The sequence below is a fragment of the Legionella sp. 27cVA30 genome, from assembly GCF_024160945.1.
In the GTDB taxonomy this organism is placed as follows: domain Bacteria; phylum Pseudomonadota; class Gammaproteobacteria; order Legionellales; family Legionellaceae; genus Legionella_A; species Legionella_A septentrionalis.
The window spans coordinates 494,925-506,622 of the sequence record NZ_JAMYXK010000001.1 but is presented as its reverse complement, the minus strand read 5'-3'; the positions used below and the strand labels follow the sequence as shown (position 1 = coordinate 506,622).

The window sequence follows — 11,698 nt, the reverse complement described above, 5'->3', positions numbered from 1 at the left end:
AGTCTTATCACTGCAGCTTATTAAGCTTAAGTGAACTCATGCGAAGCGGCAAAGCTTTTTTCAAACGCGCTTAATTGTTTTTCAAGCTGCCATTGTATTCTTGCCTTTTCATTTGTTTTTATAAATTCAAGGCATGTGGGATTTTCTAAGTTTTCACATGCTGCTATCGGCAGAGAATGCTTGGCATCTTTCCAGATGCTTTTCCCAGGGAGAAAACTGTAGGTCAAGGCATTTCTATTAATTGTTTTAAGCTTGTGGTAGCCAATCCCATGCGTCATGACCGCTTCTACATATTGTTGCGTTAAATCCGTGCGCAATATGCCTTCATCATCGGTGGAAAGCACGACGGGCACGTGGTGGGCAAGATAATAAAGCAGGGGATGATTCTTGCCGCTGATCTGTAGAATTTTTTGATTGCTGATTAAATTGATTTCCACTGGGATTGGGCATTCGGCCATGTATTGCACAATTCGCTCAGCCTGATTTTCATAGGCAATATCTACTCCATGACCGATGCGTTCTGCATGACCTGTGAATATGGCGTCATGAATATGAAAACGTAAATCCTCCGGAGACACGGCAGTGGGCGCCATTTCTCCCGCATGCAGGGAGATATGCACATTTGGATAAATTTGGTGTAAAAACTGCATCACTTGCATATGCATACGATAATCGCGCAGGGAAATGATTCCATCTTCAGCTTGTACCAAATTAACCCCAACCAGATCGGGCGATGCAGAGGCTGCGGCAAACGCATTCACAGCCTGCGCAAACATGTTATCAGGTGCTTGCTCGCGTAAAATATAATATTGAAATTTAACGGTAACCTTGCATGCAGGCAAATGCGGATTTTTGTCGCAGCCCAAGATCTGACGGGTTTCTTTTAAAATGCGGGCGCTTTCGGTGATAGTATGCTGAATATTTTTTTTAAATTCAGGATGAGTCAGCAGCAAACGTTTTTTTTCAGCAAATGAAGTTGCATTTTGGATAAGATGGGCAAATGAAGCCGAGTGTGCGTTATCCGGTAATATCATCACTTCCAGGTAAAGTGTTTGCTGGGAGGCGGCACGTTTTATAATTTCAGCTAACAATTGTGGCCGGAAATCCGCAACTATCTGCATGAATTTAAAAAAACTTGCAAAAAAATGATCATGGGATGATTCTTGCCCTGCCACAAAATCTTTCAAGGACCATGCGCGAATAATTTGATGATAAAGTTCAGGTTGGGAATAAATGTCCGATGACTTGACCCCATGACACAATTCTACAGTCTTATTAAGCGCTAAGGTATTTTTATTCAGGCAATAATTTCCTTGAGCTGCCAGTGCTACCATGGTTTCAGGATAAGCGCCACCAGCTAAATGGTAGTGCAACTCCCCTCCCTTTGGCATATTTTTCAAGAAAGCATAAAGAGCGTTGGGATCAGATTTAATCCGATTAAAATGTGCAACAACATCGGCCGTAGCTTGTTGTACGAAAAAAATAAAAAATATAAACAGCCAGGATTTGTATAAGCGCATAAATAGTTCGTGCCAAACTAAAGCGCAATTATCGCAAAGAGCGACTGCAAAATCCACTTAAATAAGACAAGTGGATTTGCAATTTGTATTAATGACGAGCAATGACTAATCCTTTCAAGATCATCAAAGCCGTATATAGTTGATAATCTTCATGCAGTAATGTTTGGTCGTCTTGAGCCGTATTGGTTGGCTTGGCTTTACCATCATCATTTTTATTGCCATTCAACAAATGGCCACTCAAATCTGCTTCAGTAAAGCCTGAGAAATTTTGGGTCTTCCCCAAATCCGGGGGCACTTCACTTATCCGCACAGCACTCTAACTCTCAACCTATAATTTTCAAAATTTCTAAATCCGTAAGCTCTTCTCTGAATCAATTTCATCTTCCGATGAAACCCTTCAGTTATTCCATTGTTCTTCGTAAAGCGAAGCATTCTAACGACTTCTTCTCTCCATTTAAATTAATTATTTCCTAATCATCAAAGCCGTATATAGTTGATAATCTTCATGCAGTAATGTTTGGTCGTCTTGAGCCGTATTGGTTGGCTTGGCTTTACCATCATCATTTTTATTGCCATTCAACAAATGGCCACTCAAATCTGCTTCAGTAAAGCCTGAGAAATTTTCCTGGGAACCGGCTTTGGGAACCGTTACCTCTTCAACCACGATATCGGGCGTAATACCGGTAGCCTGGATAGAGCGGCCCGCAGGAGTATAATACAAGGCAGTCGTAAGTTTTATGCCTCGTTTGCTATCAAGGGGCAGGACCGTTTGTACTGAACCCTTGCCAAAACTTCTGGTACCGAGAATAACCGCCCGCTTGTTATCTTGCAAAGCACCCGCGACAATTTCAGAAGCGGAAGCTGAACCATTGTTAATAAGGACAACCATGGGGGCATTTTCTAGAATATCACCAGGGTTTGCTAAAGCAGTAAATTTGGAGCCGGGTAAACGGCCTTCCGTATAAACGATTTTTTCTTCTTCACCTTTTTGATCATTGTGGATGAATGCATCGGAAATTTGGATCGCTGAATCCAACAAGCCACCTGGATTGTTGCGCAAGTCCAAAACCAATCCTTTAAGTTTCCCGCCGGATTCTTGTTTGAGTTGATCAATCGCTTGTTTCATATCCTTATAGGTTGTAGCTTGAAATTGGCTTAGGCGGATATAACCATAGTTGTTATCGAGAAGTTTGCTTTTAACGCTTTTTATTAAAATCTTTTCGCGGACTAAGGTAAAGATTAATGGTTTGGTTTCGCCCTTACGTAAAATGGTCAGTTCGATAGGAGAGCCTATTTTTCCGCGCATTAAATTCACTGCGTCCTTAAGATCAAGCCCCTGCACAGATTGCGAACCGAGTTTGATAATATAATCACCCGCTTTGATACCCGCTTTGTAGGCAGGAGTATCCACCAGTGGCGTCACCACTTTAACCACGCCTTCTTCCATGGTCACTTCAATGCCTAAACCGCCAAATTCACCATTGGTCGCTGTTTGCAAATCCTGGAAATCTTCTTCGTCAAGATAGCTTGAATGCGGATCAAGACCGGAGAGCATGCCACGTATGGCATTATCGAATAATTCTTTGTCATTGGTTGGTTTTACATAATATTTTTTGATTTGACTCAAGGCATCGGAAAAGCGCTGAACATCTTCCATGGGGATACGTTGCTGTGCTTCTTCTTCAGCAAGAACTGGGGCAGGAGATAAAACAAAAGCCGTGAATAAGGTGAGTAAACCCTTAGACAAATAATTAGCGGACATAAAATTCTCCTTGAAAGCACGGCTGGTTGGCCATAGTTGCTTTCCGTGTTGTTATTGTTGTTGTTCGGCAACTCGCCAAAAACAATCAAGACAACCATTCAAGTGGCGAAATGACTTTCCCCCGGTGTCTTATTTCAAAGTATAGACCGTTTTGATTAAGTCCACCGCTATGGCCAACCGTTGCAATTTGCTCGTGTTGGTGCACAACATCGCCTTTTTGTTTGTACAAGGATTGGTTGTGTGCATAGAGCGTCATAAAACCCTGTCCATGGTCGATTATTAATAACAAGCCATAGCCTTTAAGCCAGTCGCTGAACACTACTTTTCCAGGGTATACGGCATTAATTGCAGTACCTTCCTTGGCATAAAAAATCAACCCATGATTCAATTTTTGCAACGTATCGCGAGCAATTTTGACGGGTAGGGGTAATTTATGGCGCATCCTTGAAAAAGGTGATTGGGTTTGCAGCAAACTTTGCTGCATCAGCGTTTGTAGCAAGCGGGCTAAATTAGCCTTGTTCTGTTGATATTCCTTTAAAGTTTGCCGGGCGGAGAGAATGTCTTTTCCCATAGTATGGGCTAATTGAATTTGATAACTCTTTTCATTTTTGAGTTTTTGCTGATTTAATACGATTTGCTCTTGCAATTTTTGTTGTGCAAGCAATTCAGCATGTAATGTTGCAGTTAAAGAAGTGAGGGTTTCCTTGGTTTTTTTTACCTGTGCTACCATATTTTTCTGTGAGCGAATCAAATATTCATAATAAGTAAGCAAGCGATTGATAGTAGCAGGGTCTTCTTGATTGATGAACCATTTAAGGGGTTGATATTCACCCATTTTATAGCGAGTCCGCACATGGATAGCCAGCAAGTGCTGCTCTTTTTGCAAGCGTTTGTTTACCGATGCAATTTGTTGTTGCAAGTCTGCAATTTTGTTTTGTCTTTCTGTTAATATTTCTTGAGTTTCGTGCAATTTTTTTACACTTTCTCCAATTTTTTTATCTGTTGCGGCAAGTTCTTGATAGAGCACCGCCTGCTTATTATGAGCATGCGCCAGCGTTTGTTGCAGCTTGCTAATTTTAATGTCTAAATCTTTTAGTTTATTTCGCGTTTCGTGTATGGGGGCACTTTCGGCAAATGAAAGAGAGCTCACCTTCAGAAATAAACATACACAGAAAAGTTTAGTCCGCATGCGCATGATTTTTTACCAATAACGGTTTTCCGGTCATTTCCACTGGGGGGGTAATGTCAAGCAAGGTAAGTAAAGTCGGAGCTATGTCAATCAAGCTGCCATGGATGGCATTGAAATGCCAGTTTCCGCCCAAGTATAAAAAAGGGACAGCTTCGCTGGTGTGTGCAGTATGAGGTTGGCTTGTGGATTCATCAAACATCATTTCCGCATTGCCATGATCGGCAGTAATTAATAATTTACCGCCTACATGCTGTAGTTCAAGCCAAATCTCATGCATTGCTTTATCCAGATATTCAATGGCTTTTACGGTAGCCGCGAAATTCCCGGTATGACCTACCATATCGGCATTGGCATAATTACAAATAATGACATCATACGCGCCACTTTTTATCGCATCTACGAGCGTTTTAGTCAATTCAGGCGCACTCATTTCTGGTTTCTCATCATAAGTTGCGACGTGTGGGGATTGGATTAAAATCCGATCTTCATTGGGATAAATTTGTTCAGAGCCACCGTTTAGAAAAAAAGTGACGTGGGCGTATTTTTCGGTTTCAGCAATGCGCAACTGCGTCAAACCTTCGTAGGCGAGGACTTCTCCCAGCGTGTTTTTAAGCGATGCTGGCGGAAAGGCAGGCTTGGTTGGTAAATTTTTGGCATATCGGGTCATGCTGATGAAAGCAGCAAGCTGTGGTTTTTGTACGCGTGTAAAGCCATCAAATTCATCCAGGGTAAATGCTTGGGTTAATTGCCGAGCCCGATCTGCGCGGAAGTTGAAGAAGAAAATTGCATCGCCATCAGTAATGGCTTTGCCTATGCCAATACGTGTCGGGGGAATGAATTCATCATAAATTTGTTGCTGATAATAAAAAGCCAGTGCTTCTTCAGGCGTATTAAATTCGTAGGGGCTGATTACTTCGGTGAGTAGTTGATAAACGGGATAGACTCGCTCCCAGCGCTTATCCCTATCCATCGCATAATAGCGACCACATATAGAACTTATAAAGCCTACAGGATATTTGTTTAAATGGTCTTGCAATCTTTTGATGCTTGCTGCAGCACTTTGCGGCGGGGTATCGCGGCCGTCAAGAAATAAATGCAGGTAGACATTAAAAAATTCTTTCTCTGCGCACAGAGTTAAAAATGAAAACAAATGGTTTTCATGACTGTGAACGCCGCCAGGTGAAAGCAAGCCCATCACATGCAGGGCTTTTCCCTGTTGTTTAATTTCTTCAATGGTGTTAAGAAATACGGGATTGTTGAAAAATTCCCCTGTTTTAATTGCTTCGTTAATCAGGGTATAGTCTTGGTATATCACTCGGCCAGCGCCGATGTGCATATGGCCTACTTCTGAGTTACCCATTTGCGCAGCAGGCAAACCAACCGGATTCCCAGATGCTTGCAGTAAAATATGCGGTTCGGTTTTCCACCATTTATCCCAGTGCGGAGTATGTGCCTGGGCAATGGCATTATGTTCCGAGTCTTCACAATACCCCCAGCCATCCAGAATCAATAAAACCAATGGAGGTTTTTTTCCCGAGAACATAATCACTCCTTAAGGCATGCATCGCTTAATGTTACTGTCGCCGCAAACTAAAAAGCTACGCCAGTTAGTTTTGCTTAATCTTTTGTTATAAAGCAGGTAGACTATAGGCCATTTTTGTTGATGGAAGAAGTGGGTTGAATCAAAAATTACCCGAACATGTTGCTATTGTGATGGATGGTAATGGACGTTGGGCAGAAAATCGAGGGTTGCCTCGCGCTGAAGGGCATCGAGCCGGTATTGAAACGGTAAAGTCTGTTGTACAACATTGTTTGCAAAAAAATATTCATATTTTAAGCTTGTTTGCATTTAGTAGCGAAAATTGGTCTCGCCCGGAAGGCGAAGTTGATTTTTTAATGCAACTTTTTATCCATGCATTAAGAGAAGAAATAAAACAATTGCATGAATATGGTGTCTGCCTGCGTTTCATAGGCGAGCGCAGGCAATTATCAGCGGATTTGCAAACCCAAATGCATTCCGCTGAAGCGCTGACTTGTAAAAACGAGCGTTTGATTTTAAATGTGGCAGTGAATTACAGTGGGAAATGGGATATTTTGCAGGCCGCAAAAAAAATGGCGGCAGAATTGCAACAAGGGGTAATTCGTCTTGAAGATATGGATGAAGAAGTTTTTACCCGGCAATTAAGCACTCACAAACTTCCAGAGCCTGATTTGTTCATTAGAACGAGTGGAGAACAAAGAATCAGCAATTTTTTTCTTTGGCAACTTGCGTACACGGAGCTTTATTTCTGCGAAGTTCATTGGCCGGATTTCACACTAGAAGAATTTGAAAAAGCATTGCAGAGCTACAGTTTGCGCGAACGGCGTTATGGTCAAACCTCAAAGCAATTAACTGAGAAAAACCATGTTTAAACAAAGGCTTATTACCACCCTTATCTTAATCCCTGCAGTTTTATTCGCTATTTACTATGCTCCTTCCTGGCTTTTGGCCAGCATAGTTTTGCTCCTGACGGCAGCAGGTGCCTGGGAATGGAGCCAGTTGATTCCTGTAAAAAAATTACCGTATAAGATTCTGTTTACCCTGCTGGTTCTCGCAGCCACTTGGTTATGTATGCAATGGCTGGATTATTGGTCGATCACAGGATTAATCTTGTGGACTTTAATTTTTTTTGCTGTTTTGCTGTTTCCTTCATCCCAAGTTGTGTGGGGTTATCCTTTCATCGTGGCAGGAGCTGCCTTGGCCTTACTGCCGTTATTCGCAAGCAGCCTCATGGCGCTTTACCGGTTGACGGCGGGGAAAGATTTGGTCGTTTATTTGTTGGCCCTGGTTTGGGCGGCTGATATCGGTGCTTATTTAGCGGGGAAAAGCTGTGGGCGCCGCAAACTCATTCCATTGGTAAGCCCGGGTAAAACCATCGAAGGCACCCTCGGGGGGGGGCTGTTAGCCATGGCAGTGGCAGCAGCAGGGTATTTATATTTCAAGCCCGTTTATTCCTTTTATTGGTTTATTTTAGCGGCTGGCACTATATTTATTTCAATACTGGGTGATTTATGCATCAGTATTTTAAAACGACGTTGTAAATTGAAAGACACTGGCAATATTTTCCCAGGCCATGGGGGGGTGCTTGATCGTTTAGATAGTCAGATTGCTGCTTTGCCCCTATTTTATTGTGGTGTAAGATTCTTTTTTGCAGGGCTTTGAGTTTATGTTATTCACGCTGTTTTATTTCTTTCTTGCTCTTGTCCTTCTTATCATTGTGCATGAATTTGGACACTTTCTTGTAGCACGTTGGTGCGGAGTAAAAGTACTGCGCTTCTCGTTTGGTTTTGGCAAAGTGATTGCCAGCTGGCGTGATAGGCGTGGCACAGAATTTGCCTGGTCAATTTTTCCTTTAGGCGGTTACGTCAAAATGCTGGATGAGTCGGAAGGAGAAGTGGCGGCAGATGAAAAACATCTTGCTTTCAATAATAAATCGGTATGGGCCCGCATGGCCATCGTATTGGCCGGCCCGTTATTTAATTTTTTATTTGCCTTTGCTGCCTTGTGGTTGATGCTTACCATTGGCATTAAATCCTTAGCGCCGATGATCGATGCAGTGCAGCCCGGCAGCTTTGCCGCTCGGGCAGGATTTAAAGCCAACCAAGAAATTTTGGCTTTAAATGAAGAAAAAATTAATAGTTGGCGCGATTTTCAATATGCATTGATGCCTTTAATAGGTACAGAAGAACCTGTTACCCTGCGCGTTAAATCCTTAGATAATGGCAAGGAAACCGAGCTTATCCTGCCTCTGGCTGATTGGCAGCTCAATACCAAAAGCCAGGATGTCTTAAAAAGTATGGGGATCACGCCTTTTGTACCCACTATCCCCCCCATTGTAGGCAGTGTGCTTGAGAATTCGCCTGCCCAGGCGGCGGGTCTTAGGGTTGATGACAAGGTAACGCATATTGATGGGGTCGTTGTTGACAGTTGGCTGGTTCTGGTCGAGTACGTCCGGAAAAATCCGAATAAACAAACCCATCTCACCATAGAGCGCAACGGTGCATCACATACTATTCCGGTAAAAATCGGTCAAGCCAATAATAACGGGGCGGTTGAAGGTTTGTTAGGCGTGCGTTCCAATCCGGTAAACTGGCCGTCTCACTGGCTGCGGTTACATCAGGAAAATCCCTTGCAAGCTGCCGGCACGGCTTTCTTGCAAACTTTAAACCTTACCAAGGCCACCTTTACTTTAATGGGGCGTTTAGCCTTGGGAAAATTACCCTGGCAAAGTTTGAGCGGCCCTGTAGGCATTGCTCAGGGGGCGGGAGAATCAGCGCGCAGTGGCTTGGCTTACTATCTTTCTTTTTTGGCATTGGTGAGCATCAGTTTAGGCGTTTTAAATTTATTGCCGATTCCCATGTTGGATGGCGGGCATTTGCTTTATTGTTTGCTTGAAATCATAAGGAGACGGCCTCTTTCTGAGGAAGTGCGCTCGCTGGGTATGTATTTAGGATTATTAATTTTAATTGCTTTGATGGTGGTGGCTTTAACTAATGACATAAGCAGGCTTGTCGGATAAGAGGTACTGCCTGCTGGATATTGCTTATGATTTGTCTGGTTTAACCATCTTTTTTTGTGCTGCCTAGCACGGGCATAAGTCGGCGCTGCCTGCTTTACGCTTATTCGAGGCTACAAGCAAAATTGCTTTATGAACCGATGCGGCATGTGCTGATTTCTTGACAGAATTTGCTACTTCCTATAAAAGGGTGCATTTTAATGTCACATGATAGACCAAGCGAATGGGCTTAAACCATGATCGTTTCATTGCTATGTAGCCAGTGAAGTTGAGTAAACTAAAATATCCCTGGATGTAAAAACAATAATGAAAAAAATCAGTAAACAATTTGTATTGAGTGTTTTTTGTAGTACAGCGTTAATGTGGTCAGCAGCTGTAAGTGCCGAAAATGGCTTTATCGTGCGGGATATTAAAGTAATTGGTGCCCAGCGAGTCAGTACCGGGACAGTATTGAATTATCTGCCCGTACAAGTGGGGGAGGAAATTACCCCGGCGTCTACCCCGCAAATTATCCGCGCTTTATATGATACCGGTTTTTTTCAATCGGTAGTGCTTGAACGCCAGGGAAATACGTTAATTGTCCGAGTTATCGAACGCGCCACCGTGGGCTCGATCAATGTCACGGGAAATAGCGAAATTCCCAGCGACAAAATGAAGGAAATTCTTAAAGATCTCGGCTTGGTTAAGGGACGTGTATTTCAGCGTGCTTCTTTGGAACGATTGGAAAAGGAGCTCAAGCAAGCCTATAACGCGCGCGGTAAATACAATGCACGTATTGAATCGAATGTAACGGCCCTTACTGAAAACCGCGTAGCCATCAATGTATCCATTTCAGAAGGGCGGGTTTCCCGCATTAAGGAAATCAGGATCATTGGTAACCACGATTTTACGGAAAGCGAGTTGTTGTCAGAAATGTCGCTGACTACCAGCAATCTGTTTACTTATTTTTCCAAAAAAGACCAATATTCCAAAGCAGCCATGGATGCTTCGCTTGAAGCATTGCGTTCCTATTATTTAGATCGTGGCTATCTGAAATTCAAGATTGTTTCTTCGCAAGTTTTATTATCACCCGATAAAAAAGACGTATTCATCAATATTCATATCGAAGAAGGGCCACAATATCATTTTGCAGGTTATGAAATTCGCGGCAAAACAATCCTGCCGCGGGAAAAAATTGACTCATTAATTCAGGTGAGAAAAGGCGATGTGTTTTCACGTAAAAAAGTGACGGAAAGCATTTCTGCCGTTGGTCTTGCCTTGGGGGATGTGGGTTTTGGTTTCCCTGCCATCAATGCCGAACCGCAGATTGATGAACAAAATAAAACAGTTTTGATTACTTTTGTGATCGATCCAGGCCGCCATGTATACGTGCGCCGCATTAATTTCCACGGCAACACAAAGACTGGGGATTATGTCCTGCGTAATATCATCCGCCAGCAAGAAGGGGCATTGTTATCACTGCATAATATTAAAGAATCTGAACGGCAATTAAGACTTTTAAGCTATTTAAAAAATATCAACGTAAAAACCACACCGGTACCCGAAGCAAATAACCAGGTGGATTTGGATGTTTACTTGGAAGAAGCTCCTTCCGCTGAAGCGAGTGCGTCGCTAGGCTACGGCACGACCGGGCCGCAGTTTAATGCAGCCTTTGATCAGTATAACTTTATGGGGACTGGGCGTGCAGTCGGATTGGCTTTCAATGCCAGCAACTGGGGGCAAAATTACTCCTTCAATTATTACAATCCTTTCTACACCAATACAGGTATCGGACGTGGCGTCAATTTGTATTTCCAAACCGTTGATCCAAAACAATTGGATGTCGCAGCTTATAGCTCGGATCGTTTCGGGGGCGATGTAAATTACAATATCTTGCTCAGCGAAAACAGCAGCATGCAACTGGGGTATGGATATCAAGGTTTAAATATTAAATCGGTAGGGACGGTGCAGCAAATTCAAAATTTTGTGGATTTGTATGGTCGTAATTTTGACCAAATCCGTTTGAGTTCCGGATGGAACCGCAATACCTACGATCAAATGCCTTATCCTACCCGCGGCACGAATCAGCAAGCGGGTTTGCTGGTGGCTCTTCCTGGTTCGTCGGATTCATTTAAATATTATAAAACTTCTTACCTTGCCAAAATGTATTATCCAATAACGCGTGGATTTATCTTTACGGCCCTGGGTAATGTGGCTTATGGCAATACATTTAATAATCAAGGGTTGCCGTTTTTTGAAAACTATTTTGCGGGGGGTATTGCACAACCTGGGCAGGTACGTGGATACGAGAGTTACTCGTTGGGGCCACAAGACAATACAGGCCGTGCTTTAGGTGCTAACTTCCTGGTAAATGGCAGTGCCGGATTAATTTTACCTTATCCATTAAGTCGGGATAATGTGCGCACCACGCTCTTTGTCGATGCGGGTAACGTTTTTGTAAGGGGAACGCCGGTTGCATTAGCAGGAACTGATGCAGGCCCGTTGCGGTACTCTACCGGCGTATCGGTTGAGTGGCGCTCACCCTTTGGGCCTTTGGCATTCAGTGTAGCTCAAGCATTGAACGCGCAGCCTACCGATGAAAAGCAATTTTTCCAATTTACCTTATCATCGAGTTTTTAAAAGAATGGGCGTCAATTTATCGCAACGGATAATGAATTGTGCTAGCATTTAT

At 43.1% G+C, this 11,698-nt stretch carries 9 protein-coding genes and 1 pseudogene; 4 read left to right on the top strand and 6 right to left on the bottom strand.

The window, feature by feature from the left end; genetic code table 11:
• Positions 1–26: 26 nt before the first annotated feature.
• From NKV53_RS02185 to gpmI, 6 genes and pseudogenes are all read right to left on the bottom strand, one after another.
• Positions 27–1,520 (bottom strand): adenosine deaminase, encoded by a 1,494-nt coding sequence (locus NKV53_RS02185; RefSeq protein ID WP_253350625.1) that lies wholly within the window; start codon positions 1,518–1,520, stop codon positions 27–29.
• A gap of 88 nt (positions 1,521–1,608) precedes the next feature.
• Positions 1,609–1,815, bottom strand: a complete 207-nt coding sequence (locus NKV53_RS02180; RefSeq protein WP_253350623.1) for a hypothetical protein — start codon at positions 1,813–1,815, stop codon at positions 1,609–1,611.
• Positions 1,816–1,820: 5 nt separating this feature from the next.
• A pseudogene (locus tag NKV53_RS02175) lies at positions 1,821–1,979 on the bottom strand (transposase); the annotation flags it as partial.
• Positions 1,980–1,983: 4 nt separating this feature from the next.
• Positions 1,984–3,282: a S41 family peptidase gene (locus NKV53_RS02170; protein WP_253350621.1), complete on the bottom strand. Its 1,299-nt coding sequence runs from the start codon at positions 3,280–3,282 to the stop codon at positions 1,984–1,986.
• Positions 3,283–3,367: 85 nt separating this feature from the next.
• Positions 3,368–4,432, bottom strand: coding sequence for a peptidoglycan DD-metalloendopeptidase family protein (locus NKV53_RS11980; RefSeq protein WP_253350619.1), 1,065 nt, complete (start codon positions 4,430–4,432; stop codon positions 3,368–3,370).
• Between the two features lie 28 nt (positions 4,433–4,460).
• Positions 4,461–6,014 carry a 2,3-bisphosphoglycerate-independent phosphoglycerate mutase gene (gene gpmI, locus NKV53_RS02160; protein WP_253350617.1) on the bottom strand — a complete coding sequence of 518 codons (1,554 nt, stop codon included), beginning with the start codon at positions 6,012–6,014 and terminating at the stop codon, positions 4,461–4,463.
• A gap of 134 nt (positions 6,015–6,148) precedes the next feature.
• Between gpmI and uppS the strand changes: the two genes are divergently transcribed.
• The 4 genes from uppS to bamA all read left to right on the top strand — a co-directional run bounded on the left by uppS (position 6,149) and on the right by bamA (position 11,646).
• A complete protein-coding gene (uppS, locus tag NKV53_RS02155) occupies positions 6,149–6,883 on the top strand; it encodes a polyprenyl diphosphate synthase (protein ID WP_126954652.1) in 735 nt (244 codons plus the stop codon).
• On the top strand, positions 6,876–7,673 hold the full coding sequence (locus NKV53_RS02150) for a phosphatidate cytidylyltransferase (protein ID WP_253350614.1): 798 nt from the start codon (positions 6,876–6,878) through the stop codon (positions 7,671–7,673). The genes uppS and NKV53_RS02150 overlap by 8 nt, the downstream gene beginning before the upstream one ends.
• A 4-nt stretch (positions 7,674–7,677) precedes the next feature.
• Entirely contained in the window at positions 7,678–9,030 is a 1,353-nt protein-coding gene (rseP, locus tag NKV53_RS02145; protein WP_253350613.1) for an RIP metalloprotease RseP, read from the top strand.
• A gap of 303 nt (positions 9,031–9,333) precedes the next feature.
• Entirely contained in the window at positions 9,334–11,646 is a 2,313-nt protein-coding gene (gene bamA, locus NKV53_RS02140; protein ID WP_126954655.1) for an outer membrane protein assembly factor BamA, read from the top strand.
• Positions 11,647–11,698 lie beyond the last annotated feature (52 nt).

Coding starts and splice junctions, on each gene's coding strand:
- gpmI (WP_253350617.1), bottom strand. CDS start 6,014: ATGTTCTCGGGAAAAAAACCTCCATTGGTTTTATTGATTCTGGATGGC.
- bamA (WP_126954655.1), top strand. CDS start 9,334: ATGAAAAAAATCAGTAAACAATTTGTATTGAGTGTTTTTTGTAGTACA.
- rseP (WP_253350613.1), top strand. CDS start 7,678: ATGTTATTCACGCTGTTTTATTTCTTTCTTGCTCTTGTCCTTCTTATC.
- NKV53_RS02185 (WP_253350625.1), bottom strand. CDS start 1,520: ATGCGCTTATACAAATCCTGGCTGTTTATATTTTTTATTTTTTTCGTA.
- NKV53_RS02150 (WP_253350614.1), top strand. CDS start 6,876: ATGTTTAAACAAAGGCTTATTACCACCCTTATCTTAATCCCTGCAGTT.
- NKV53_RS02170 (WP_253350621.1), bottom strand. CDS start 3,282: ATGTCCGCTAATTATTTGTCTAAGGGTTTACTCACCTTATTCACGGCT.